This is a genomic window from Paenibacillus xanthanilyticus (assembly GCF_042682185.1).
In the GTDB taxonomy this organism is placed as follows: Bacteria; Bacillota; Bacilli; order Paenibacillales; family Paenibacillaceae; genus Paenibacillus_Z; species Paenibacillus_Z xanthanilyticus.
Genome location: NZ_JBHUHA010000001.1, coordinates 2,039,571 through 2,065,460, shown reverse-complemented (window position 1 = coordinate 2,065,460; position 25,890 = coordinate 2,039,571). Strand labels below are relative to the sequence as shown.

28 protein-coding genes and 1 riboswitch are annotated in these 25,890 nt (G+C 57.5%); all 28 genes read left to right on the top strand.

All coding sequences use genetic code 11. The features are described 5' to 3' along the window. Positions 1-43 precede the first annotated feature (43 nt). Positions 44-868: a purine-nucleoside phosphorylase gene (locus ACFSKT_RS08690; protein WP_377722360.1), complete on the top strand. Its 825-nt coding sequence runs from the start codon at positions 44-46 to the stop codon at positions 866-868. A gap of 120 nt (positions 869-988) precedes the next feature. Continuing rightward, entirely contained in the window at positions 989-1,171 is a 183-nt protein-coding gene (locus ACFSKT_RS08685; protein ID WP_377722359.1) for an aspartyl-phosphate phosphatase Spo0E family protein, read from the top strand. A 37-nt stretch (positions 1,172-1,208) separates the two neighbouring features. Next, positions 1,209-2,540: a pyrimidine-nucleoside phosphorylase gene (locus tag ACFSKT_RS08680; RefSeq protein WP_377722358.1), complete on the top strand. Its 1,332-nt coding sequence runs from the start codon at positions 1,209-1,211 to the stop codon at positions 2,538-2,540. A gap of 728 nt (positions 2,541-3,268) precedes the next feature. After that, complete coding sequence (locus ACFSKT_RS08675; RefSeq protein WP_377722357.1) at positions 3,269-4,471, top strand: D-alanyl-D-alanine carboxypeptidase family protein; 1,203 nt, start codon at positions 3,269-3,271, stop codon at positions 4,469-4,471. Positions 4,472-4,693: 222 nt separating this feature from the next. Further along, a complete protein-coding gene (gene spoIIAA / locus ACFSKT_RS08670; protein WP_377722356.1) occupies positions 4,694-5,047 on the top strand; it encodes an anti-sigma F factor antagonist in 354 nt (117 codons plus the stop codon). Next, positions 5,044-5,490 carry an anti-sigma F factor gene (gene spoIIAB, locus ACFSKT_RS08665; protein WP_148928314.1) on the top strand — a complete coding sequence of 149 codons (447 nt, stop codon included), beginning with the start codon at positions 5,044-5,046 and terminating at the stop codon, positions 5,488-5,490. Before spoIIAA ends, spoIIAB begins: the two co-directional genes overlap by 4 nt. Before the next feature lie 20 nt (positions 5,491-5,510). Then, on the top strand, positions 5,511-6,266 hold the full coding sequence (gene sigF, locus ACFSKT_RS08660) for an RNA polymerase sporulation sigma factor SigF (RefSeq protein WP_377722355.1): 756 nt from the start codon (positions 5,511-5,513) through the stop codon (positions 6,264-6,266). 116 nt (positions 6,267-6,382) lie between these two features. Next, positions 6,383-7,066, top strand: a complete 684-nt coding sequence (locus ACFSKT_RS08655) for a stage V sporulation protein AA (protein WP_377722354.1) — start codon at positions 6,383-6,385, stop codon at positions 7,064-7,066. Beyond that, on the top strand, positions 7,059-7,499 hold the full coding sequence (locus ACFSKT_RS08650; RefSeq protein ID WP_377722353.1) for a stage V sporulation protein AB: 441 nt from the start codon (positions 7,059-7,061) through the stop codon (positions 7,497-7,499). The genes ACFSKT_RS08655 and ACFSKT_RS08650 overlap by 8 nt, the downstream gene beginning before the upstream one ends. 31 nt (positions 7,500-7,530) lie before the next feature. Beyond that, positions 7,531-9,231: a spore germination protein gene (locus ACFSKT_RS08645; RefSeq protein ID WP_377722352.1), complete on the top strand. Its 1,701-nt coding sequence runs from the start codon at positions 7,531-7,533 to the stop codon at positions 9,229-9,231. A 137-nt stretch (positions 9,232-9,368) separates the two neighbouring features. Further along, positions 9,369-10,700, top strand: a complete 1,332-nt coding sequence (gene lysA / locus ACFSKT_RS08640; RefSeq protein ID WP_377722351.1) for a diaminopimelate decarboxylase — start codon at positions 9,369-9,371, stop codon at positions 10,698-10,700. Positions 10,701-10,822: 122 nt separating this feature from the next. After that, positions 10,823-11,254, top strand: coding sequence for a peptidylprolyl isomerase (locus tag ACFSKT_RS08635; RefSeq protein ID WP_377722350.1), 432 nt, complete (start codon positions 10,823-10,825; stop codon positions 11,252-11,254). Positions 11,255-11,421: 167 nt separating this feature from the next. Continuing rightward, positions 11,422-11,766, top strand: coding sequence for a hypothetical protein (locus tag ACFSKT_RS08630; protein ID WP_377722349.1), 345 nt, complete (start codon positions 11,422-11,424; stop codon positions 11,764-11,766). 156 nt (positions 11,767-11,922) lie between these two features. Then, positions 11,923-12,135: riboswitch (FMN riboswitch) on the top strand. A 146-nt stretch (positions 12,136-12,281) separates the two neighbouring features. After that, a complete protein-coding gene (ribD, locus tag ACFSKT_RS08625; protein ID WP_377722348.1) occupies positions 12,282-13,391 on the top strand; it encodes a bifunctional diaminohydroxyphosphoribosylaminopyrimidine deaminase/5-amino-6-(5-phosphoribosylamino)uracil reductase RibD in 1,110 nt (369 codons plus the stop codon). 35 nt (positions 13,392-13,426) lie between these two features. Next, positions 13,427-14,104: a riboflavin synthase gene (ribE, locus tag ACFSKT_RS08620; RefSeq protein WP_377722347.1), complete on the top strand. Its 678-nt coding sequence runs from the start codon at positions 13,427-13,429 to the stop codon at positions 14,102-14,104. A 15-nt stretch (positions 14,105-14,119) separates the two neighbouring features. Beyond that, positions 14,120-15,337 carry a bifunctional 3,4-dihydroxy-2-butanone-4-phosphate synthase/GTP cyclohydrolase II gene (locus tag ACFSKT_RS08615; RefSeq protein ID WP_377722346.1) on the top strand — a complete coding sequence of 406 codons (1,218 nt, stop codon included), beginning with the start codon at positions 14,120-14,122 and terminating at the stop codon, positions 15,335-15,337. 216 nt (positions 15,338-15,553) lie between these two features. Continuing rightward, positions 15,554-16,024: a 6,7-dimethyl-8-ribityllumazine synthase gene (gene ribH / locus ACFSKT_RS08610; protein WP_377722345.1), complete on the top strand. Its 471-nt coding sequence runs from the start codon at positions 15,554-15,556 to the stop codon at positions 16,022-16,024. A 48-nt stretch (positions 16,025-16,072) separates the two neighbouring features. Further along, positions 16,073-16,855: a segregation and condensation protein A gene (locus tag ACFSKT_RS08605; protein ID WP_377722344.1), complete on the top strand. Its 783-nt coding sequence runs from the start codon at positions 16,073-16,075 to the stop codon at positions 16,853-16,855. Continuing rightward, a complete protein-coding gene (gene scpB, locus ACFSKT_RS08600; RefSeq protein WP_377722343.1) occupies positions 16,824-17,441 on the top strand; it encodes an SMC-Scp complex subunit ScpB in 618 nt (205 codons plus the stop codon). Before ACFSKT_RS08605 ends, scpB begins: the two co-directional genes overlap by 32 nt. 97 nt (positions 17,442-17,538) lie before the next feature. After that, positions 17,539-18,234: a DUF2953 domain-containing protein gene (locus ACFSKT_RS08595; protein WP_377722342.1), complete on the top strand. Its 696-nt coding sequence runs from the start codon at positions 17,539-17,541 to the stop codon at positions 18,232-18,234. A gap of 98 nt (positions 18,235-18,332) precedes the next feature. Then, positions 18,333-18,827, top strand: coding sequence for a GerW family sporulation protein (ytfJ, locus tag ACFSKT_RS08590; protein ID WP_377722341.1), 495 nt, complete (start codon positions 18,333-18,335; stop codon positions 18,825-18,827). A gap of 159 nt (positions 18,828-18,986) precedes the next feature. After that, entirely contained in the window at positions 18,987-20,174 is a 1,188-nt protein-coding gene (locus ACFSKT_RS08585; protein WP_377722340.1) for a serine hydrolase, read from the top strand. Beyond that, positions 20,174-20,887 (top strand): nucleoside recognition domain-containing protein, encoded by a 714-nt coding sequence (locus ACFSKT_RS08580; RefSeq protein WP_377722339.1) that lies wholly within the window; start codon positions 20,174-20,176, stop codon positions 20,885-20,887. The genes ACFSKT_RS08585 and ACFSKT_RS08580 overlap by 1 nt, the downstream gene beginning before the upstream one ends. A gap of 7 nt (positions 20,888-20,894) precedes the next feature. Continuing rightward, positions 20,895-21,428, top strand: coding sequence for a spore maturation protein (locus ACFSKT_RS08575; RefSeq protein ID WP_377722338.1), 534 nt, complete (start codon positions 20,895-20,897; stop codon positions 21,426-21,428). A gap of 136 nt (positions 21,429-21,564) precedes the next feature. Next, on the top strand, positions 21,565-22,305 hold the full coding sequence (locus ACFSKT_RS08570; RefSeq protein ID WP_377722337.1) for a pseudouridine synthase: 741 nt from the start codon (positions 21,565-21,567) through the stop codon (positions 22,303-22,305). Positions 22,306-22,414: 109 nt separating this feature from the next. Further along, positions 22,415-22,930: a redoxin domain-containing protein gene (locus tag ACFSKT_RS08565; RefSeq protein ID WP_377722336.1), complete on the top strand. Its 516-nt coding sequence runs from the start codon at positions 22,415-22,417 to the stop codon at positions 22,928-22,930. Between the two features lie 20 nt (positions 22,931-22,950). After that, a complete protein-coding gene (resB, locus tag ACFSKT_RS08560) occupies positions 22,951-24,615 on the top strand; it encodes a cytochrome c biogenesis protein ResB (protein WP_377722335.1) in 1,665 nt (554 codons plus the stop codon). After that, entirely contained in the window at positions 24,612-25,877 is a 1,266-nt protein-coding gene (gene ccsB / locus ACFSKT_RS08555; protein ID WP_377722334.1) for a c-type cytochrome biogenesis protein CcsB, read from the top strand. Before resB ends, ccsB begins: the two co-directional genes overlap by 4 nt. Positions 25,878-25,890 lie beyond the last annotated feature (13 nt).

The window sequence follows — 25,890 nt, the reverse complement described above, 5'->3', positions numbered from 1 at the left end:
ATCAGGCATGCGGACCGATCGGCCGCATAAGGAGGAGCATTCCATGAACACGTTAACAGCCGCACAAATTAAAGAAGCAGCCGCGTATATCCAGTCCAAAATTTCGATCCAGCCGGAGATCGGCCTTATTATGGGGTCGGGTCTTGGGGTTCTGGGCGATTACATCGAGAACCCGGTCGTTATCCTTTACCATGACATCCCGCATTTTCCGGTATCGACCGTTGAAGGCCATGCAGGCGAATTGTTGATCGGCACATTGTCGAACCGTCCGGTGGTCCTCATGCGGGGACGCTTCCATATGTACGAAGGGTACGGTCCCGAATTGACGGCGTTCCCGGTGCGCGTCATGAAGGCGATCGGCGCTGACAAGCTGGTCGTAACGAACGCCGCGGGTGGCATCAATACGAACTTCCAGGCCGGCGACCTGATGCTGATTAGCGATCAGATCAACCTGACGGGACGCAACCCGCTGATCGGACCGAATGACAACGAGCTTGGCGTGCGTTTCCCGGACATGTCGGAAGCGTACAGCGGTCGACTTCGGGCGCTGGCACGCGAAGTGGCGCAGAAGCAAGGTTTTGGCCTGCAGGAAGGCGTATACTTGAGCGTGCTCGGCCCTTCGTACGAAACGCCGGCCGAAATCCGGATGATGCGGACGCTGGGCGCGGATGCCGTCGGGATGTCGACCGTAGCCGAAGTCATCGCGGCGCGCCATGCCGGCCTGGAAGTGCTTGGAATTTCCTGTATTAGCAACATGGCGTCGGGTATTTTGAACCAGCCGCTGTCGCACGACGAGGTCATGGAGACGACCGAAGCGGTGAAATCCCGATTCCTCGGACTCGTTCAGGGCGTAGTGCCGCTGATCTAGTCCCGGAATGTCATAAAATTGTAATATTAGACTCGACCGAATATGACATTATTTGTGCGATCGACGTCGTATAATCTCCTTCATACAATATTTATATATGGATAAAAGTGGGGATTTTATATGAACAAAGAATACGGTCGATTAGAACGAATGCGCGGCGAGCTGGTCGAAGCCGCGGCGCGAAAAAAGACGTTTCTTCACCATGACGTGCTGATGCTTAGCCAGTCGCTGGATCTGCTAATCGTGAAGGCGCAGGCGGAGAAGCTCAGAAGGTTGAAGAGCACGAATGCCACGGGCGGATAACGCAGCTCGCCGTGTATTTATAGAGGAGGCTTCTTAGATGCGGGCGGTAGATCTCATACATAAGAAACGGGAGGGCGGGGAGCTTACGGCTGCCGAACTCGCTTTCCTAATCGAAGGCTACAGCAAGGGGGATATCCCCGATTACCAGATGTCGGCATTCGCCATGGCGGTGTTGTTCCGCGGCATGACGGCGCGCGAGACCGCGGAGCTGACGCTCGCGATGGCCCGCTCGGGTGATCAGATCGATCTGTCCCCGATCCGCGGTGTCAAAGCGGACAAGCACAGCACGGGCGGCGTAGGCGACAAGACGACGCTGATCATCGGGCCGCTCGTCGCCTCGTGCGGGGTTCCGGTGGCGAAGATGTCCGGCCGCGGCCTCGGTCACACGGGCGGCACGATCGACAAGCTCGAGTCGATCGCCGGCTTCCGCACGGAGCTGACGCGCGAGCAATTCTTCGCCCAGGTGAACGAGATCGGCCTTGCGGTCATCGGCCAGAGCGGGAACATTACGCCAGCCGACAAAAAATTGTACGCGCTGCGCGACGTGACGGCGACGGTCGAATCGATCCCGCTCATCGCAAGCTCGGTCATGAGCAAGAAAATCGCCGCCGGTGCGGACGCGATCGTGCTGGACGTTAAGACCGGCAGCGGCGCGTTCATGAAGTCGGTGGACGCTGCGGAAGAGCTGGCTAAGGCGATGGTTGAAATCGGCACCGAAGTCGGCCGGCAGACGTCCGCGCTCATTAGCGACATGGATCAGCCCCTCGGCTTCGCGATCGGCAACGCGCTCGAAGTGCAGGAAGCGCTCGACACGCTTCGCGGCAGCGGTCCGGCCGATCTGACGGAGCTGTGCATCGCGCTTAGCGCGCACATGGTCGTGCACGGCGGCGCGGCGGCGACGCACGAAAAAGCGGAAGCGCTGCTGCGCGAACGTCTCGCTTCGGGGGCGGCATTGGCCAAGTTCCGCGAGTTCGTCGCGGCGCAGGGCGGCGACCCGGCGGTCGCTGACGATCCATCTCGTCTGCCGCAGGCGGAATTCGTAATCGAAGTCAAGGCAGAGGCGGGCGGGTACGTTCAACGCATCGACGCGGAGGAGCTTGGTCTGGCGGCGATGCTGCTCGGCGCAGGGAGAGCGACGAAGGAAGCGGTCATCGACCATGCGGTCGGCGTCGTGCTTCGCCGCAAAGTCGGCGAGCAGGTGCAAGCGGGCGAGACGATCGCGGTGCTGCACGCAAGCCGTAACGACGAATCGGCTGCTGAAGTTTCCCGCAAAATCATCGGCGCTTACACGATCGGCAGCGAACGCCCGGACGTCTCGCCGCTGCTGCTGTCCGTCGTCACGGCGGAAGGCGTCAAGCGTTTCGTTTAGGCCGCAAGCCGCGAAAGAGAGTTGTTTAAGCCCGGAACAGGCGAAGCCTGTTCCGGGCTTTTTTAGCATGTCCGCATAAGCGGACGAAAGCGGAGGGCCGGCTAGGAATTGCGACGGGGGAGAATGCAGTAGAAAAATCGTACGATGAAGCCATCCGCGGCCAGCGGTTAACAGGCTTCAACACGCTTATGTCTTAAGATCCACTGAAGCTTGTCCGTTAGAACAAAAGCGTGCCCCGCTAAAGCCCAATCGCCGACCACGAACAAGCGATTAAGCACGTTAGAATTGTGTCTTAGTACTGAATTTAACACCCACTGAAGCTTTGTCCGTAGGACAAAAGCGTGCTACACGCAAGCCTTCCCGCCGACCGCGAACAAACATGCCAGTACGAAAACGTTAGTCCTGAGCGTTTTCAAAGGAAAACGCACTTCGGAAGGATAAGCTTGGGCAAAGCCCTTTGGAGCCTCCTCGGCGGAGGAGGTGGGAGGAGGGAGCAACAAAAGTCGGGTCAACGGGGCGCAGCCCTTTTTAACCTGACTACATTGGCGGAGGAGGTGGGAGGAGGGAGTACGGGGCGGAGCCTTCTATACAATCTGATGAAGGGATTGCTTCCATTGGAATAAATTAACGCTTATCGGTCCACACTAAAGAAGAGATTTTAGGAGTGCTTTTGGCAATCGCGCCAGCGTTTGCGGCAGAGGCCAACATTTCAGGAGGGGACCGATAGAATGAGAAGCAATCGAACGAAAATTGTGCTCGCGTGCTGCACCGCATTGCTGCTGGCGCTGGCGCCGGCTTCCGCGTGGGCGCAAGAGCCTGCGGCGAAGCAAGCGCCAGCCGGCCAGCAGGCACCGGCCGCGCAGGCGAATTTAGCGCCGTCGGCGCGCTCCGCGATTTTGATGGATGCCGACAGCGGCACGATTATTTTCGAGAAGAATAGCCACGATAAACTTCCTCCGGCCAGCATTACGAAAGTCATGACGATGCTGCTGATTATGGAGGCGCTGGACGAGGGCGTCATTAAGCTGACCGATAAAGTATCGACAAGCGAATACGCTGCGTCGATGGGCGGCTCGCAGATCTTCCTGGAGCCGGGCGAGGAAATGACGGCGGAAGAGATGCTCAAGGGAATCGCCATGGCCTCCGGCAACGATGCTTCCGTCGCGATGGCCGAGAAAATCGCGGGCACCGAGGCCGAGTTCGTCAACATGATGAACAAGCGCGCCGAAGAGCTGGGCCTGAAGAATACCCATTTCTCGAACGTGAATGGCCTGCCGGTGGAGAATCATTACACCTCGGCGCACGATATCGCGGTCATGTCGCGCGAACTGCTGAAGCATCCGGAAATTACGAAATACACGGGCTTGTACCAGGACCATCTGCGCAAATCGAGCGATAAGCCGTTCTGGCTCGTGAATACGAACAAGCTGGTCCGCTTCTACAGCGGCGCAGACGGTCTGAAGACGGGCTTTACGAGCGAGGCGAAGTTCTGTCTGACCGCGACCGCCAAACGGGATGGCCTGCGCGTCATCGCCGTCGTCATGGGCGAGCCGAACACGAAGACCCGCAACGCGGAAGTGTCGCAAATGCTCGATTATTCGTTCGCCCAATATATGAACCATACGATTTTCAAGAAAGACGACGTGATGGGCACGGTCAAAATCGAGAAAGGCAGCGTGCCTGAACTTACGTTGACGGCGAAGCATTCTTACAGCGTGCTGCTGAAGAAAGGCAGTTCGGTCAAGGACATCCGCTACGAATTGCAACTGCCGAAGCTTGCGGCGCCGATTAAAGTGAACGAGCCGATCGGCAAGCTGATCGTCTATCAAGGCGACCAGGTGCTTACCGAGTTCAACGTCGATTCGCCGGCTACGGTCGAGCGCGCCGGCTGGTGGAAGCTGTTCAAACGGTCCGTCGGCAGCCTCTTCTAGGAGTGCCGCTGTCGCAGGAACGGTTCGAATAGGGTGCGCAGCACGCAGGTTTTTGTCGTCTTCTATCGCCCTGCTTCTACTTTTGTCGGGAGGCAGGAAATGCCAATCCGCATGTGGAAATGCTAGTTCAAGCCAAAACCGAAGCGTTCGTTTCGCCCAGTGCGCGGAATGAAGCTGCAACGAGGCCTACTTCGAAGATTTCCGTTGAGGAGTGAACAGGCGATGAGTTTGCAGGTTGAACTGGAGCATTACCGCGATGTGCTGATCGTCCGGCTGAAAGGCGAATTGGACCATCATACGGCCGATATCGTGCGGTTTAAGATGGAAGAGGCGATTTTACGCGGCAACAGCGCGCACGTCATCCTAAGCTTGAAAGATCTCCTCTTTATGGACAGTTCCGGTCTCGGCGTCATTTTGGGCCGTTACAAGCAGTTGAAGGCAAGGGAGGGCAAGATGGTCGTATGCGACGTGAATCCCGGCGTATACCGGCTGTTCGAGCTCTCCGGCCTGTTCAAAATACTGCCGATTCACGAGAACGAGCGCTCTGCGCTCACAAGTCTGGAGGTCGTTTCATGAGCGCATCGAACGAAATGAGGCTCGCGTTCTCCGCGCGTTCGGAAAACGAGGCGTTCGCCCGCATTACGGTTGCCGCCTTCGTGTCCCAGCTGGATCCGACAATGGAGGAGCTGAACGACCTGAAGACGGTCGTGTCGGAGGCGGTCACCAACGCCATTATCCACGGCTACGACAGCGATCCGGCCGGCATGGTCACGATCGAGGCGAGCATCGTGGGAGACACCGTGTCGCTGGTCATCAAGGACAGCGGCAATGGCATCGAGGATTTGGAATTGGCGCGTCAGCCGCTCTTCACGTCCAAGCCGGAGCTGGAGCGTTCGGGCATGGGCTTTACGATCATGGAAAATTTTATGGATGGCTTCGAAGTGATCAGCGAACCGGGCAATGGGACATCAATTGCAATGACGAAGCGCATCGAATCGAAAAAAGCGCTGTTCAATTAGGCGCGTAGGGGTTGGACCTCATGGATGTCGATTTGAAACAAACAGCGCAGCCGTATTTGGACGATTCGGAAGTCAAACGGCTCATTGCGCTCAGTCAATCCGGCGACTCGATCGCGCGCGATACGCTCGTGCAGTGCAACATCCGCCTTGTCTGGTCGGTCGTGCAGCGCTTTATCGGCCGCGGCTACGAACCGGAGGATTTGTTCCAGATCGGATGCATCGGCTTGCTGAAGTCGGTCGATAAGTTCGACCTCTCGTACGAGGTCAAATTCTCGACGTACGCAGTTCCGATGATCATCGGGGAAATCCAGCGGTTCCTGCGCGACGACGGAACCCTCAAGGTCAGCCGTTCGCTGAAAGAAACGGCGAATAAAGTGCGCAAGACGAAGGACGAGCTGTCCAAAGTGCTGGGCCGGCTGCCGACGATCAAGGAAGTGGCCGAACGGCTGGGCATCAGCCCGGAGGACGTCGTCTTCGCGCAAGAGGCGAACAAACCGCCGACCTCGATTCACGAGACGGTGTTCGAGAACGACGGGGATCCGATTACGCTCATGGACCAGATTGCGGACGATTCCCAGGAACGCTGGTTCGACAAGCTGGCCTTATCCGAAGCGATCGGCGGCTTGACCGAGCGGGAACGCTTGATCGTCTTCCTGCGATACTACCGGGACCAGACGCAGTCGGAGGTCGCCTCGAGGCTTGGGATCTCGCAAGTGCAAGTGTCGCGGCTGGAGAAAAAAATATTGCAGTCTATTCGAGACCAAATCGCTCAATAAGAGCGGTTTGGTCTTTTTGCTTGTTTTGGGAGTACGGCGGCTAACGTTTTCTCATACTAACGGAGAGGTTGCGGCGAATTTCTTGAAATACAAGGGATTCTCAGGGGGGATGCGCGTTGGCAACGGAAGCGCGTTCGGTGCTCTACTTGCGCTTGCGCAGAAGGATCGGGATCAAGCCTGGCGGGATCGTGACGCTAGGCATGGCGGCCAGGCTGTTCGCGGCGGACCACGAGCTGGAGCAGCGGCTGCAGGCGCTTGTGCTTCACCGTCACCGCGAGAAGGACGGCAACCGCGTCGTCATCGACTTGCTTCAGACGGTCAAGACGATTCAGGAGGCCTATCCGCGTATCGAGATCGAGGCATTCGGCGATCCGCAGGTGCTGGTCATCGTAAGGGAAAAGGAGCCCAAGCCGCGCATGTTTATGCTCGTGATCGCCTGGCTGCTGCTGTTCTTCGGATCCGGCCTTGCGATCATGAATTTCCATACGGACGTCAGCATGAAGGAAGTGCACCAGCGGATAGCGGAACTTGTGACGGGGAACAAATCGGAGCATCCGCTATGGCTGCAAATTCCATATTCGCTCGGCATCGGCATCGGCATGGTGCTCTTCTTCAATCATCTGTTCCGCAAACGGTTCAACGAAGAGCCGAACCCGCTGGAGGTGGAACTCTATTTGTACGAAGAGAATGTCAACAACTACGTCATTGCCGATGAAATGCGAAGAAAAAATAAGAGCCGGAAGGCGCTCGAGGCTGAGGGGGATACCAGCTTGAACCGGGGCGGCAAAGACGATGGCTAATGCCGTGAGCAATCTGTTCGTCGCGCTGCTCGGCTTGGCGGGAGGGCTTGCGGTCGGCAGCGGACTCGTCGCCCTGCTTATCGTCCTCGACTTGATCCCCCGCCTTGCCCAAGTGTCGAGCGCATATCGCAAATCGTTCTGGTTCGAGACGGCCGTCTTGTCGGGGGCGATGTATTGGTCGGTCGCGGATATGATGGATTGGAAGCTAAGGCTCCCCATACCGGACGTCGTCTTGCTCGTCCCCGTTGGCGTGCTTTCGGGTATTTTTGTCGGGATGCTGGCGGCGGCGCTGACGGAAGTCATGAATGTGCTGCCTATATTGGCGAGACGGCTGCATCTTCACGATTATATGGTTTCGCTCGTAATGGCGATGGTGCTCGGCAAAATTATCGGCTCCTTGTTTGACTGGCTCGTATTTCAGCGCCTGAATTGACAATTTCGACACGAGGGAGAAGTGACGACAGATGACGGATTTCGATCAGGATCAGCAATCACGGGAAGGCGGCGGACGCCGGACGATCCATCCGATTTGGCTGGATGATGCCGAGCTGGCGGACGAGCATGGCGATAGAGAGGACACGGATCGGCATGATTACCATCTGTCCACGTTCGGCATGGCGCTCACCGGACGCCGCAAACGGGCGGATCGTAAGGAACATAAGCCTGAACCGGTTCCGATCCCCGAACATATCGATGATTATATCGATCTGCTGGAGCAGGAGGTCGGCTATAAGAAGAGCTTTGACGTCGTCGTGCGAGAGATGACGTTCGGGGAGCGGAAGACGGCGCTTTTTTTCATGAATGGGTTCGGCAAGGATACGATCCTGCAGGATGTGCTCAAACGTTTGAGCTATTTGCACCCGGACGACTTGTCGACAGGGGCGCTCCAATCCTTCTTCGATAATTACGTGCCGGCCGTGCAAGTCGTGAAGGAAGGCGATTGGAATAAAATGATGACGAACGTGCTGGCAGGCGCAAGCGCCCTCTACATCGACGGGGAGAAGGAAGTGCTCCTGATCGACGCGAAGTCGTTCCCGGCGCGCGGCCCCGAAGAGCCGACGCTGGAGCGGGTCGTGCGCGGCAGCCGGGACGGCTTCGTCGAGACGCTCATGACCAATGTGACGCTCGTGCGCCGCCGCTTGCGCGACAAACATTTGCGCTATGAAATCATGCGCGTCGGCGAACGGACGCAGACGGACGTATGTATTGCCTATATCGACGATATCGTCGACATGGAGCTCGTGGAATCGATTCGGGACAAAATATCGATGATCAAAATCGACGGGCTGCCGCTGGCCGACAAACAGCTGGAAGAGGCGACGGTCAAACGCGGATGGAGCCCGTTCCCGCTCGTGCGCTATTCGGAGCGCCCGGACACGGTCGCTTCCCATTTGCTCGAAGGCCATGTCGCCGTATTCGTGGATACGACGCCGAGCGTCATGATATTGCCGACGACGTTCTTCGACCACATCCAGCACGCGGAGGAGAACCGGCAGGCGCCATTCATCGGCACCTACCTGCGGTGGGTACGTTTCTTCGGTATTTTCGCTTCGCTGTTTCTGCTGCCGATCTGGTTTCTATATGCGCTTGATCCTGGGTTGAAGCCCGACGCGCTCGCGTTTCTCGGCGCTCAGAAGGAAAGCCGTCTGCCGATGGTCGTACAATTCCTGATGGCGGAGCTCGGAGTTGACTTGCTTCGGATGGCTGCGATTCATACGCCGACGCCGCTCGCGACCGCCATGTCGCTGATCTCCGCGATCCTCATCGGGGACATCGCCGTGCAGACGGGCTTGTTTATCAATGAGGTTATCCTATATATGGCCGTTGCCGCGATCGGCATGTTCGCGACGCCAAGCTACGAGCTGGGATTAGCCAACCGCATCGTGCGCTTGCTGTTCATCGTGGTCGTCGCGACGCTGCACGTGCCGGGCTTCATGATCGTGGCGGCCGCCATCACGATTCTGCTGGCCATGGAACGTTCCTTCAACCGTCCGTACTTGTGGCCGTTCATCCCGTTCGACGCCAAGGGGATGTGGAACATCATCGTGCGTCCTCCCGTGCTGCAGAACCGGACGCGTCCGAATTTGCTCAAGCCGCAGCAGCGCGACAAGATGCCGGGCGGCAGCAGCGGCAGCGGAAGCGGCAGAGGGGGCCAAGTGCATTAACGGCCATCACGACCGCAAATAATGCAAATGAAATGCGAATTTATCCATTTTACCAGGGGACAGGGGTAGGATATACTTTCGTTAAATGATGCAAACCAATCGTCATGGGATTTCATGGAGAAGCCGGAGGGGAAACAATGTATTTACACGGAACAAGCGCAATTAACGGCCAAGGGCATTTGACAATCGGCGGCTGTGATGTCACCGAATTGGCGAAACAATACGGAACCCCGCTATATATTGTGGACGAGGCGCTCGTGCGTCAGCGCGCGCGCGAATACGTCGAGGCATTCAAGGCATCGGGCTTGAAATTCCAGGTTGCGTATGCCAGCAAGGCGTTCAGCGTCATGGCGATGTGCGCGATCGCGGAGCAGGAAGGCCTGTCGCTGGACGTCGTCTCCGACGGCGAGCTGTATACCGCGCTGAAGGCCGGATTCCCGGCGCATCGCATCCATTTCCATGGCAACAACAAGACGCCGGACGAGATTTTGATGGCGCTGGACGCCGAGATCGGTTGCTTCGTCGTGGATAACTTCGACGAGCTGGCCCTCTTGAACGCGCTGGCCGGCGATAAAGGGATGAAAGTAAACGTACTGCTCCGCGTTACGCCGGGCGTCGAAGCGCATACGCATGAGTATATTTCGACCGGCCAGCAAGATTCCAAATTCGGGTTCGACGTTGAAAGCGGCGCTGCGTTCCGCGGGGTGCGGGAAGCGCATGAGCTGCCGAATCTGGAGCTGCTCGGCGTCCATTCCCATATCGGCTCCCAAATCTTCGAGGTCGACGGCTTCGAGGTAGCGGCGAGCAAAGTGGCGCAATTCGCCCTGCTCGTTCGGGATGAACTGAGTGTAACGTTCCCCGTTATCAATCTGGGCGGCGGCTTCGGCATCCGCTATGTGGAAGGCGACACGCCGCTGCCGGTCGCAACCTACGTCAAGGCGATTACGGACGCGATCAAAGACAACTTCGGCGCGGCAAACTATCCCATTCCGGAAATTTGGGTGGAGCCTGGCCGCAGCATCGTCGGCGATGCCGGCACGACGCTCTACACGATCGGGACAAGCAAAGATATTCCCGGCGTGCGCAAGTACATCGCCGTTGACGGCGGCATGACCGACAACCCGCGTCCGGCGCTCTACGAGTCCAAGTACGAAGCCGTTATCGCGAATCGGGCGGACGACGCTGCCGAAGAGACCGTGACGGTCGCCGGCAAATGCTGCGAGAGCGGCGACAAGCTGATCATCGATTGCGTATTGGCGAAGCCGCAGACGGGCGATCTGCTCGCGGTGCTGTGCACGGGCGCCTACAACTATTCGATGGCGAGCAACTATAACCGGATTCGCCGTCCGAGCGTCGTCTTCGTGAAGGATGGCCACTCGGATCTGGTCGTCAAGCGCGAGTCGCTGGACGACATTGTGGGCAACGATATTTTGCCGGCGCGAATGAAGAAAGCGTCCGCGGTCCAATAATTCGCTTCCGTCCCCCGGTGCTTACGGCCGCTTCATGCGGCGTTCGCCGGGGGACAAGCTTTTTATCGGGGACGCTTTCTGCTATAATGGCAATGTTTAGATAACCGAAAGGGTGGATTTCAATGGCAAAACAAGCGAAAATCACGATGGCGGACGGAGCGGAAGTCGTACTGGACCTGTTCGATCAAGACGCGCCTAATACAGTTGCAAACTTCGAGAAGCTGGCAAACGAGGGCTTTTACAACGGTCTTACGTTCCACCGCGTCATTCCGGGCTTCGTCGCGCAAGGCGGCTGCCCGAACGGCATGGGCACAGGCGGCCCGGGCTATACGATCAACTGCGAGATCAACCCGAACAAGCACGAGCGCGGCACGCTCGCGATGGCGCACGCCGGACGCAATACAGGCGGCAGCCAGTTCTACATCTGTTACCAGCCGCAGCCTCATCTGGACGGCGGACATACCGTGTTCGGTAAAGTGGCAAAAGGCATGGAGCACGTCGACACGTTCAAGAACGGCGTGAAGATGGAGAAAGTCGAAGTCGTCGAAGTGTAAGCAAGCCGGAGTGAACGAATCCCCCGCAGCGGTGACAACCGCGCGGGGGATTTTCTGTTTCGGGAGCAGCTTGGCCGTGTATTAACAACTATCGAAGACCGGCAACGGGCGCCTAATGAAGGGCGGTCTACCCGTGCCGAGCAAGAGTTGAAGGGGGAGCTGAGCTTATGGAACGCAGTCGATACTATATGTCGGTATCCGCCCGGACGATCGAGACAGCGCCGTCGATCGCGGAGCAGCTGACAATATACGCAAACGAGGAGGAGCTGCTCGCGCTGGAGAAGCTGCTCGAGCAGGAGGACAAGGATGATCAGCTGACGCATGTGAGGGCCGCGATCCCGTACAAGTCCGCCGAGCGCGACCCAGCGACGGACCGGTTCAGCGAGCATTTGGAGATGCTCTATGCGTATATTTACAAGATCGGCACGCCTGAGACGAAGGCGCATATCGAGTCGATGGACATTTTGCCGAAGCTGGAGAATCAGAACCACTACTTACCCGGATACAAGTGAACCGAAATACCATGAAATTGACGCTCGGCCGCCCGATAGGCGCCGAGCTTTTTTCTGCTGGCCGCATCCGCGCGCCGAAGGGCCGACGATACTGCAGAAAGGGAAGCTGGTTGCTTTTTTTCAGGGGGAGTGGTAACATTTTGTCAAAGTATTGCAGCTTACCTTCGGGGCAGGGTGAAATTCCCAACCGGCGGTGATCAAGGGCGGTTTCGGCCACGCATCTCGCATGCGAGCCGATAACGAGCTTGTCAGTCCGTGACCCGGACAGCTCGCGTGACGCTTCTCGACTTGCGAGAGCGGCGGCGAATGGACGGTGGACCCGGTGTGATTCCGGGACCGACAGTATAGTCTGGATGGGAGAAGGGGGCGGCAGCGTATACCGTTCAACGATATAACCTGGCGACTTGTTCTTTTTTTCACGCAGTCATAGGTTTTATTTGAGCGTGTTCTTGTGCTGTTTCCTTGTGTCACTCCCATCACCCCGTCGGCTTCATGCGGATAGGGGTGTTTTTATTTTGTCGATCGTGTTAAATGACGCATACTATATGCAGCTCGCCTTGGATATGGCGGCGAAAGCAAGCGGCCAGACCGACATTAATCCGGTCGTCGGCTGCGTCATCGTCAAGGAAGGCCGCATCGTCGGACTCGGCGCCCATCTGAAGCGCGGCGAAGGTCACGCCGAAGTGCATGCGCTGCGCATGGCCGGCGACCAAGCCGAAGGCGCTACCGCTTATGTGACGCTCGAGCCGTGCAGCCATCACGGCAAGACGCCTCCATGCTGCGAGCGGCTAATCGAGGCTAACGTATCCCGCGTCGTCGTCGCCTGCACGGATCCGAATCCGATGGTCGCTGGCCGGGGCGTGAAGCGGCTGCAAGAGGCGGGAATCGACGTCGAGGTCGGCCTGCTCGGCGAAGCTTCGGAGCGGATGAACGAGAAATTCAACAAATTCATTACGACGCGCAAGCCGTTCGTGACGCTTAAGACCGCGATGACGCTGGACGGCAAAATCGCCGCGAAGACCGGCGACAGCCGCTATGTCAGCGGCCCGGCGGCCCGTGAACAGGTACATACGCTTCGGCACCAGCATATGGGCATTATGGTCGGCGTACAGACCGCGCTCGCCGACGATCCGGAGCTAACGACAAGGCTCAGTGTGCCTGCGGTGCATCCGGCTCGCATTATCGTGGATTCCAAACTAAGGCTGCCGGTGACTTCCCGCCTGTTTCATAACAAGGACGTCCCCGTTATTATCTTGACGGTCGGAGGGGCGGACGAGAAGCGGCGAGCCGCGCTTGAATCCGCAGGAGCGCGAGTGCTGGCGTGCGGTGTGGGCGAACAAGTCGATCTGGAGATCGCCATGACGAAGCTTGGGGAGCTTGAGATCGGCTCGATTCTGCTCGAAGGCGGCGGCAAGCTGAACGGCGCCATGCTGGAGCTCGGCCTGATCGATAAGATCATGCTGTTTATCGCGCCGAAGATTATCGGCGGCGACGCCGCTCCGGAAGCCTTCTCCTTCGGCGGCTTTGAACGAATGAGCGAGGCGATCGGCCTGACCGGCGTGACGATGGAGCAGGTCGGCGACGATTATTGCCTAACCGGCTATCCGAAGTACGCGGATCGCTGAATCCGGATCGCGATTGGAGCGGGAGGGGGAGTAACTTGTTTACGGGATTGATTGAAGAAGTAGGGACGCTCAAGCGTTCCTACAAGCAAGGCGAGGCCATGAAGCTGACGATCGAGGCGTCGCGCGTGCTGGGTGACGTGAAGGACGGCGATAGCATCGCCGTGAACGGGGTGTGCTTGACCGTGACGGATTTCGACGCCGCTTCGTTTACCGTCGACGTCATGCCGCAGACCTTTCGTCATACGAATTTGAAGGATATGCGTCCGGGCGAGCGGCTCAATCTCGAGCGCGCGATGCAGGCTGGCGGACGATTCGGCGGCCATATCGTCCAGGGACACGTCGACGGGACGGGCACGATCATGGCGCGAACGCCGGATGCGAACGCGGTCGTCTTTACGATTCAGCCCCACGACGCGTCGCTGATGCGTTATGTCATCGCGCAAGGGTCGGTCACGCTAGACGGAATCAGCTTGACGGTTATCGACCGGAGCGACAACGAGTTTTCCGTCTCCATCATCCCGCATACGCTGCGGGAGACCGCGCTTCAATTGAAGCAGCCCGGCAGCGTCATCAATATCGAAGGCGACGTGCTGGGTAAATACGTGGACCATCTGCTGCGCTATCCGGGAGCCGCGGGGCAAGACGGCGAGCAGAACCGGAAGAAGAGCGGCGGATTAACGGCGGCTTTTCTCGCCGAGAACGGTTTTTTCTAGGGAGAGTGAACAAGCATGACAACGGACCAAACGATATTCGACCCGATTGAAGACGCGCTGCAGGATTTGCGCGAAGGTAAGTGCATTATCGTAGTGGACGACGAAGACCGGGAGAACGAAGGCGATCTGATCGCGCTTGCGGACAAGACTTCGCCCGAGGTCATCAACTTCATGATTTCGGAAGCCCGCGGGCTCGTGTGCGTGCCGATTACGCAAGAGCGGGCGGAGGAGCTGGACCTGCCGCCGATGGTCACGCATAATACGGATTACCATGGGACGGCGTTCACGGTGTCCGTCGACCACGTCACGACCTCGACGGGGATATCGGCCGGCGAACGGTCGCAGACGATCCAGGCGCTGATCGATTCGTCCGCCAAGCCGTCCGACTTCCGCCGCCCGGGCCACATCTTCCCCCTCATCGCAAGAGCCGGCGGCGTGCTGCGCAGGGCTGGGCATACGGAAGCGGCCATCGACCTGGCTCGGATGTGCGGTTCCGCTCCGGCGGGCGTGATTTGCGAGATCATCAAAGAAGACGGTACGATGGCCAGACTGATGGACTTGGTGGAGTTCAAGAAGCGTCATGGGCTGAAACTAATCTCCATCGAGGGCATGATCGAATACCGCAATAAAAAGGAGAAGCTCGTCCACCGCGCCGTAGACGTGAATCTGCCGACGGATTTCGGCACGTTCCGCGCCGTTGCGTATACGAACGACGTCGACAGCAAGGAGCATGTGGCGCTCGTAAAAGGCGAAATCGCCCCGGATCAACCGACGCTCGTGCGCGTGCATTCCGAATGCCTAACCGGGGATTCGTTCCACTCTCACCGCTGCGATTGCGGGCCTCAGCTAGCCGCAGCGCTCCGGCAAATCGAGGAAGCGGGCAGCGGCGTGCTGCTGTACATGCGCCAGGAAGGTCGTGGCATCGGGCTTATCAATAAATTGAAAGCCTATGCGCTGCAGGAGCAGGGATTCGACACGGTCGACGCGAATATTAAATTGGGATTCGCCCCCGACCTGCGCGATTACGGCATCGGCGCGCAAATTTTGAAAGATCTCGGCGTCAGCCAAATGAGGCTCATGACGAATAACCCGCGCAAGATTCGCGGTTTGGAAGGCTACGGGCTCGAAGTGGTGGAGCGTGTTCCGATTCAGACGGAGACGAAAGCGGACAATACGGATTACTTGCATACGAAGAAAGCGAAGCTCGGACATTTGCTTGAATTTGAAATTTAAGGCTGATTGGTTTGCGTTCACAATCTGAAGATTGGGAATGCAGCATTCAGCAAGAAGCTGATTGGTTTACGTTCACAATCGAAAGATTGGGAATGCAGCATTCAGCTAAGCGGATTGGTTTGCGTTCACAATCGAAAGATTGGGAATGCAGCATTCAGCTAAAGCGGATTGATTTGCGTTCAGATTAATACGACCCATGAGAGGATGACGGAAATTATGCCACATATATACGAAGGACACTTAGTTTCGCAAGGACTGCGCTACGGGATCGTCGTTGGCCGTTTCAACGAATTTATTGTAAGCAAGCTGCTGAGCGGCGCGCTGGACGCGTTGAAGCGTCATGGCGTGGACGATAATGAAGTGGAGATCGCCTGGGTGCCGGGCGCATTCGAAATTCCGCTGATTACGCAGAAGATGGCGGAGAGCGGCAAATACGACGCCGTTATTACACTCGGCGCGGTCATTCGCGGATCCACGCCGCACTTTGATTTCGTCTGCAACGAAGCGGCCAAAGGCGTGGCGGCGGTAGGGCTGAAGACCGGCGTGCCGACGATCTTCGGCGTGCTGACGACGGACTCGATCGAGCAGGCGGTCGAGCGCGCGGGCACGAAGGCGGGCAACAAGGGCTGGGAATCGGCGATCAGCGCCATCGAGATGGCGAATCTGACGAAGCAGCTTAAGGGCTAACCAAGCCCCCAAAACGCAAGCAAAAATTACGCAGGAGGCAGCCGCAACATGTCGGTGACATACAAACTGGAGTCTTTTGAAGGTCCGCTTGACCTGCTTCTTCACTTGATTGACAAGGCGGAGATCGACATTCACGAGGTGTCCATCAGCGAAATCACGGATCAATATATGGACTACTTGAATGCGATGCAGGAGCTGGAGCTTGAGGTAACCAGCGAGTTTCTCGTCATGGCGGCCACGCTGCTGTCGATAAAGAGCAAGCAATTGCTTCCGAAACCTCCGGTCATCGAAGAAGAATTCGACTACTGGCAGGACGAAGGCGAGCTCGATCCCCGCGACGAGCTGATTGCCAAGCTGGTGGAGTATCGGAAGTTCAAGCAGATCGCGGAGGAACTCCGCGGCATGGAATTCGCGCGAAGTCTCGTGTATACGAAGGAAGCCGAGGATTTGACGCCGTATATGCCGGTCATTCCGGACAACCCGGTGAAAGGGCTGCATATCGGCGATCTGATCAAGGCGTTCCAGAAGGCGTTGAAGCGGGCCTCGCGCCGCAATGTGGTGGCGACCGTGCACCGGGACGAAATTTCGGTGAAGGATCGTATTCGCGACATCGTCGAGGTGCTGCGTCAGCACGAGACGGTCCGATTCTCGAAATTAATCAAGCAGGAAATGAGCCGTCACGAGATCGTCGTGACGTTCCTTGCCCTGCTTGAGCTGATGAAGATGAAGCATATCCGCTGCTACCAGCATGGGCTGTTTGACGATATCGTAATCAATTGGAGAGGGGAAGCGGCAGAAGGTGGATTACTCGAAGTGGAAGACAGTTATTGAAGGTTTGCTGTTCATGGCGGGGGATGAGGGCTTGACCGCCAAGCAGCTGGCCGACATTTTACAAACGGATGCCGCCGTTGCCCACGATATCGCCAAAGAGCTGATGGCCGAGCTGAAGAAGAAGAAACGGGGCATCCAAATGTCGCTCGTCGCCGGCGCGTTCCGGCTGACGACGAACCCGGATCACGCGGCTTATTTCGAGCGGATGGCGTATTCGCCGACCCGTTCGAGTCTTTCCCAAGCGGCGCTCGAGACGCTGTCGATCGTCGCTTATCGACAGCCGATTACGCGTATCGATATCGAAGAGATCCGCGGCGTGAAGAGCGACCGCGCCATCGCCACGCTTGTATCCAAAGATTTGATCGAAGAGGTGGGGCGCGCCGAGGCGATCGGACGACCGATCCTATACGGGACGACGAAGTCGTTCCTCGACTACTTCAGCTTGCCGAGTCTGGAATCGCTGCCGGAGCCGGCTTCGGTGGACGACGACTCGTTGGACGAACAAACGCAGCTGTTGTTCGAGAAGCTGGAAGAACGCCAGATGACGCTCGAAGAGATGCCGCCGGCCGGGGCGGATAAGAAATAGAACTACGCTGGCGGGCAAAAGCCGCAGGGCGCATGAGATCTGTACGCTTGATCCATACTATAGCCGACTATAACAGGAAGCAGAGGGGGAATCGCCCATGCTTGGTTATCCGTTCGGCTGGTGGATCGCGGCAGGTCTTTTTTTGTTGCTGATCGGATCGGCTCTTATGTCCCGCATCGTCATTCGGGGAATGGTCAAACGGATCGGGACCGACGATCATGCCGAGCTGCGGGTGCGCGGGTTAATGGGGCTTATTCATTACCATTGGGAAATGCCGATCATGAAGATGAAGGGGCTCAACGTCGAGCTCAAAGAAGAGAAGACGAAGCAAAATATGGGAGGCGACAGCGAGCAAACCACAAACGATAAGGTCGATGCGCGCGCCGTATTTCAATCGATAGATTGGATGAACATGCTGCTGAAGCAGACGGATTCGCTTCTGGGCTGGGTAAGGACGACGCTGAGTCACGTTCACTTGACCGAATGGAGATGGCGCACGGCGGTCGGCACGGGGGATGCGATGTGGACCGCGATGGCGACCGGGACGGTATGGACGATCAAAACGACGGCGATCGGCGTCCTGTCCCAGATGATTCGGTTGAAGACGGAGCCTCAGATCAGCGTGGATCCGGTCTACAACTCGGCCCATTTTTCCACCGAGTGGCATTTTACCGTCAAGCTGCGCCTGGGTTACATGATTTTTGCGGGTATTTATCTGCTGTTCAAAATGCGCCATATGCGGGGCATATTACGAGGGTTGGTCGGCTGGCAGCGGATCTTGCTCCGCGCTTGACGCCCGGCGCCTGCCCACATAAGAACCGAATCGACAGGGCATGATGATAGGGCAGGAAACCAACACATGAACGAAGAGCCGAAGGAGGGCCTACAACGATGAATGAGCACCCGATACAAGGTCTAATGCAGACGGCCATGGAAAATATCAAGGAAATGGTCGACGTCAACACGATCGTCGGCGATCCGGTACAGACGCCCGACGGCAGCGTGATCATGCCGATCTCGAAAGTCGGCTTCGGCTTCGTTGCCGGCGGCAGCGACATCCGCCTCGGCAATTTGGCGGATCAGGCGCAAACCGGCAGCCACGCCTCGACGGACGCCCATAACTCGCTCGTCAGCATGCCGTTTGGCGGCGGCAGCGGCGGCGGCGTGTCGATCACGCCGATCGCGTTCCTGGTCGTCGGCGCGCAAGGCGTGCGTGTCGTGCCGCTGGATAGCCAAACGCATCTGGTGGAGCGCGTTATCGAGTCCGCGCCGCAAGTGTTCGACAAGCTGCAAAGCATGTTCAAGAAGAACGGCGGCAACCAAATGGAGGATACCACCTCGGTCTATATCGATACGATCAACACGACGGATGGGCATATCATCTAGCACGCAAGCCAAACACGGGGAAACTGCTCTGACAGAGCAGTTTTCTTGTTTTCGGCGTTTTACGATCACGACTTCCCGGACATAACCTTGTCCCGCGCACATATACTGTACAAGACCCGGCGCTTCCGCGCGTCTACGACACAAGGAGGATCACTCGATATGAGGCAATTCATCCCACGCCCTTGGATAACCGCCATGCTTGCGCTAGTTATTGCGTGCGCCGGCATGCCGCTTTTGCCGGCGGCCAAAGCTGCAGCGGCTCCGCCGATCTATACGAACGCGCAGGCGACCTCGCTGATCGACGTTGAATCGGGCCGGATTTTATATAGCGAAGACGGCGATAAGCCGATGCTGATCGCGAGCTTGACCAAAATTATGACCGCGATCGTCGCGATCGAGCACGGCAAGCTAACCGATAAGGTCAAGACAAGCAAAAGGGCGGCAGGCAAAGAAGGCTCCTCGATCTATCTGAAGCTGGGCGAAGAATTGACGCTGGAGGAAATGCTCTACGGACTGATGCTGCGTTCCGGCAACGACGCGGCAACGGCGATCGCCGAACATGTCGGCGGTTCGGAGGAGGGCTTCGTCTATTTAATGAACGAGAAAGCGAAGATGATCGGGCTCAAGAACAGTCAATTCATGAATCCCAGCGGCTTGGATCAGAAGGGCCATTATTCGACGGCGAACGATTTGGCCAAGCTGACGGCCTACGCGATGCATAACCCGGTATTCAAGGAAATCGTGAAGACAAAGGGGAAGCTCGCTTCCGGCCGGGATTACAAGTGGATGAACAAAAACAAGATGCTCAATATGTATGAAGGCGCCGATGGCGTCAAGACCGGCTATACGAAAGCGGCGCTGCGCTGTCTCGTCAGCTCGGCTACGCGGGATAGTCAGCAGCTGGCCGCGGTCACGCTCAGCGATCGAAGCGATTGGGTTGATCATAAACGGCTGCTGGATTGGGGATTCGCGAATTTCCCGCTTGACGAAGTTGTCCATAAAGGTCAACCGATCGCCGGACACCCGTTAGTGGCAGGGCGCACGTTCCGCTATCCGTTCGGCAAAGGAGAGCGGGCGCAGTTGACGAACAAGCTGGTGCTCGTCAATCCGATGACGATGGATTACACGCTGGGCGAACGGGGGCACATTGAGTGGTATCTGGGCGCGAAGAAAATCGCCGAGACGCCGGTGTACGATCCGGACGGACCGCGAATCGACCTGCCGGAGAAACCAGCCTGGTCGACCGCCGAACGGACGGCACGGCTGAACGAGCCGTGGGCTTACGTGTTCGCCAGTTCGATCAAGCAGGTGCTTAAAGTCTTGTTTGGGGGGAAGGAGGCCATTTAATGGTCAACTGGATATGGCTGTTCTTCATCACGGCGAGCTTCGTGGCGGCCGTCGTCAACGGCCGGATGGAGCTGCTGACCGAAGCGGCGTTCGAAGGCGCGAAGACCGGGGTCTCGGTCAGCTTCGGCTTGATCAGCGTGATGGTGTTCTGGATGGGGCTCATGCGCGTGGCGGAGGAGGGCGGCCTGCTGAACAAGCTGGCCGCTTTGCTTCAGCCGGTCGTGCGCTTCTTGTTCCCCGATGTGCCGAAGGGTCATCCCGCGCTCGGCTACATTATGAGCAACATGAGCGCCAATATTCTCGGTCTCGGCAACGCAGCGACACCGATGGGCATCAAGGCGATGCAGGAGCTGCAGAAGCTGAACCCCGATAAGGAAACAGCGACCCCGGCGATGTGCACGCTGCTTGCGCTGAACACCGCGAGCATTACGCTTGTGCCGACGACGCTCATCGCCATTCGCATGACATACGGCTCGGCGCACCCCGCCGAAATCGTTGGCACGACACTGGCTGCGACGGCCGTAGCGACGGCAGCGGCCATCCTGGCCGACCGTTGGTACCGGTATCGAAGCAAACCGCCGATCGGCCGCGATCGTACCGGCGGACCGCCTGGCATCGCCCGCGACACGGCGAAGCCATCCCCCGTTTCATCCGGAGGCGGCACGATCGCTTCGATAACGGCCGCACCGCCGGCTGCCGGTGGGAAGGGGTGATCGCGGCATGTACGGATGGATCAGCACAATTTCCGCTTGGACGATCCCGTTCATGATCGTATTTATCCCGCTCTACGCGGCGTTTCGCAAGGTTCCCGTTTATGAGAGCTTCTTGGACGGCGCGAAGGACGGATTCGGTACCGCGGTTAATATCATTCCGCATTTGGTCGGCATGATGGTCGCCATTAGCATGTTTCGGGCATCCGGCGCGATGGATTTGCTTATTGCTCTCATACGTCCCCTATTCGATCAGATGGGCATTCCGAGCGAGGTGCTCCCGCTTGGCCTGCTCCGGCCCATCACCGGCGCGGGTTCGCTCGCCTTCACGACCGAGCTGATCAAGACGCACGGACCTGATTCCATGATTGGCCGCATCGCTTCCACGATTCAGGGCAGCACGGACACGACGTTATATGTGTTGACCGTCTATTTCGGCGCCGTCGGCATTCGCAAGAGCCGTTATGCGCTCAAGGTTGGCTTATTCTCGGACGTTATCGGTTTTCTCGCCGCCATCTTTATTTGTTTATACATATTCGGTTAATTTTCCTCAAGCATGAACCGAGCCCGTTAATTGTCGGCCGCGCCTCGCGGCGCATCGACGAAAAACGGGCTCTTTTCGATGCTCGGCTTTTCTTCTTTGTCGATTTTAGGGTATGATGAAAGGTGAGGTGAAAGAATTGGAACGATTACAGAAAATATTGGCGCAAGCGGGCGTCGCATCGCGCCGCAAATGCGAAGAATTGATTTTGGCCGGGTTGGTCGAAGTGAACGGGGAGACGGTCACGACGCTCGGCGTCAAGGCGGACCCGGCGACGGACGTCATTACCGTGAAAGGAAAGCCGATCCGCGGCGAGCAGAAGCTCTATCTGATGATGAACAAGCCCAAGGGCGTCATTACGAGCGCAAGCGATCCGCAAGGCCGCAAAATCGTGTCCGATTTCCTGCCGGGCATCAAGGAACGGGTTTATCCGGTAGGTCGTTTGGACTATGATACGGAAGGGTTGCTGATTCTGACCAACGATGGCGAATTCGCGAACCTGCTCACGCACCCGAGCCACCACGTACCGAAGACATACTTGGCTACGGTTAAGGGCGTCCCGCACGGAACGGCGCTCGAGAAGCTGCAGAAGGGGATCAAGCTCGAGGACGGCATGACGCAGCCCGCGGAAGTTGAGTACCAGGACGTGGATCCGGAGAAGAAGCAGGCGACGATCATGATCACGATTTACGAGGGTCGGAACCGTCAGGTTCGCCGGATGTTCGATGCGATCAACCATCCCGTCTCCCGCCTGAAACGGATTCGCTTCGGCGAGCTTGGGCTCATGAATTTGCAGCGCGGCAAATATCGCCATTTGACGCCGAAGGAAGTGCAGGAGCTTCGGGACATGGCGGTCAAGACACATAAAGTTCAAAAATAGCGTCGCGACGGCAATCTAACTGCCGTCCGATTTTCGTTATAATTGAAATCGGATCTCAAGTTCAACATGGCAAGGTCGGTGACGCACAACAATGGGGAAATACCGCAGAATGACGCAAATCGTCATTTTTATCGGAGTCTTGCTGCTCGGCGGCTACGCAATCGGCAAGGCGCTTTTTTCGTCTGAGGACGGCTTGGTTCGCAAAGGGGAGGAGCCCCCGGCATTCGCGCTGCTCGGCACGGACGGCGCCGCCCACAAGCTGGAGGATTACAAGGGTAAAGCGCTGGTCATTAACTTCTGGGGCACGTTCTGCCCGCCTTGCGTAACCGAAACGCCCGATTTGCAGAAGCAATACGAGAAGTGGACCGAGCAAGGGCAGCCGTTCGAAATTATCGGCATCAATCTGGGCGAGGACCAGCTGACGGCGAATCATTTCGCCCAGCAGTATGGCGTAACGTACGACATCCTTCTCGACAAAGGACGCAGGGTAATGGCGGAATACGGCGTGAAGTCCTTCCCGACGACGTTCTTCGTTAGGCCCGACGGTACGGTTATGGACGTATTCGTAGGCGGCATGACGGAGAAGGACATTGATTCGCGCGTCACGAAACTGCTTCAGTCCTGACCCGGAGGAGGGTGTACACGTTGTTATCTTTTAAGAATACCAAATGCGAATGCGGCCACCAGAATCCGGTCGGCACGGTCTTGTGCGAGAGCTGCGGCAACCCGCTCGAGGAAGCCGAGGCGACTTCGCAAGCGCCGCTCGAGATGCGCTACGACGGAGCGGCCAGACGTTCGCAGAAGGCAAACCCGAGCCTGATCGACCGGGTATGGAATTTTTTCTCGTCGGTCAAAATTGCAGTATGGCTGATCGTCATCACGCTGATCGGGGCCATGATCGGCACCATCTTCACTCAGGAAAGCGCCTTTATTTCGTTCGATCCTTCCACGTATTACGAGGAGCGGTACGGATGGGTCGGCGAATGGTATTATAAGCTCGGGTTCTCGCATACATACGAATCCTGGTGGTTTACGCTCCTGCTCGTCATGATCGGCACGTCGCTTGTCATTTGCAGCCTTGATCGGGTGCTGCCGCTCTATAAGGCGCTCAGCAAGCAGCAGGTGCGCAAGCACGAGCAGTTCCTCAGACGACAGCGCACCGTCTACGAAGGTGAATTGGCGCAAGAGGCCGAGAGCTGGGCGGCGCGTGTAGAGGAAGAACTGAAGCGCAAGCGGTACAAGGTGAAGCGCGAAGGCTCGGCGCTGTTGGCCGAGAAGAACCGCTTCAGCCGCTGGGGCCCTTACATTAACCATATCGGCCTCATCGTCTTTCTGATCGCGGTGCTGCTGCGTTCGATGCCCGGCTGGTCGATGGATAATTACATGGCGATTCGTGAAGGCGAGACGCTTCAGATTCCGGAGACGGATTATTACATCAAGAACGAGAAATTCACGATCGACTATTATACGGACGAAGAGCTGCCGGAGGGCCTGAAAGGAACGGCAAGACCGAAGCTGTTCAAGACGGACGCGGTGCTCTATACGTGCGCGGCCGACTGCGAGGATCCGACCAAAGAACCGGTTCTGCAGGAGGTCAAACGACATGGCATTATCGTCAACGAAGCCTTGTCTTACAAGGGCCTGAACATCTATCAGTACGGCTACGACGATACAGCGAAGATCGCCGCGGTGAATCCGGTTCTGATCAACAAGCAGACCGGCGAAACGTTTGGGCCGTTCAAGCTGTCGATGCGCAGTCCGGAGCTGAAGTATGAGCTTGGCCCGTATACGCTAGAGCTGAATTCCAAATACTTGGATTTCGCGATTGACGAAGCGGGCAATCCGCGCACGAAGTCGGACGAGCCCAATGCGCCGGCGTTTATTTTCATGCTCAAAGGCCCCGGCCTCGCGGAGAAGGGCGAACCGTATATCTATTTCGTCAAACAGAACGATCGGGTCACGTTCAGCCAAGACAAGATCAATGGCGAGTTAGCCGAACGGTTCGAGATTAAAGTGCCGTCCATGGAGGGCGTTACTTTCGCAGGCATGTCCAGCACGCTCAATATCCGGATCGACAAAGCGATGCCGTATATTTGGGTCGGCGCCGGCATCTGGATCTTCGGCGTTTTCCTCGGCTCGTACTGGCATCATCGCCGGATCTGGCTGAGAGTGGACAACGGGCGCCTGCTGCTCGGCGCTCACACGAACAAAAACTTTCACGGCATGCGTGGCGACGTCGCCGCCGTTCTGAAGCGGACGGGAATCGACGTGGAGCCCAAGTCGCTCGATAACGGAGGTAATCGGTCTTGAACGCTTTGCTTAATTTCAGCAGCGACGTCTTTCTCGTCGCGTTCTTCCTATACTGTCTCGGGTTTATCTCTTACGGGGTTACGATCGCAGGCGCGCGGTTGACCAAGCGGGATCCCGAGAAGCACATCCGCAAGTGGGGCAGGATATCCTATGCGATCTCCCTGCTTGGCTTGATTAGCCACGCGACGTCGTTCATCACGCGTTGGATTGGCGGCGGACATATTCCGACGAGCAACATGTACGAGTTCATGTCGTTCTTCGCCATGATGATCATGCTGGCGTTCGTCGTGACTTATGCGATCTATCGGAAGCATCTGATCGGCTTGTTCACGCTGCCGCTCACGGTCATTATCGTCGCGTACGCGATGGTCTTCCCGCAGGAAGTGCAGCCGCTTATTCCGGCTCTCCAATCCCCGTGGCTGAAGATTCACGTCACGACGGTCGCGCTCGGCGAAGCCTTCCTCGCGGTCGGCTTTGCGGTCGCGCTGCTGCAGCTGCTGCGCATCGTCGACTTCCGGGAGAAAGGGCCGCGCGCCCGCCGTTCCCAGCGCTGGGTCGAAGTGCTGATGGTCATCGCCGTAATTATGGTCGGTTATTTGATCAGCGTATTCGGATTCCGCGCGGCTGGCTACGAAGCCACGTTCCTGCAAGAGAACGTGCACATTAGCGACGCCGGCGTCGAGAGCACCGAGACCGACACGGTCGCATACAAGCTTCCGCCGATTTTCAAACCTTACAATAGCCAAGTCCAGGAGATGGATTCGTTCCTTGGCATGAAGGACGGTATTCTCGAGACGCCGCATTGGATGAAAGGCGTCGATGCCGCCCGTAAGTGGAATACGATCGTGTGGTCTATCCTTATCGGCCTCATTCTCTACGCCGTAATTCGGATCATCATTCGCAAACCGATCGGGGCGGTCATTCATCCGCTCACGCGGGGTATGGACCCCGACGACCTGGACGAAATCAGCTACCGGATCATTGCCATCGGCTATCCGATCTTTACGCTGGGCGGTCTCGTCTTCGCGATGATCTGGGCTTATCTGGCCTGGTCGCGATTCTGGGGCTGGGATCCGAAGGAAGTATGGGCGCTCATCACGTGGCTGTACTACACGGCTTATCTGCATTTGCGTCTGTCCCGCGGATGGCACGGCGAGAAGTCGGCTTGGCTTGCGGTCATCGGATTTATCGTAGTCATGTTTACCCTTGTGGGTGTCAATCTTGTACTTGTCGGCCTGCACTCGTACGCGGGCGTAGAATAAATGAGACGAAAGT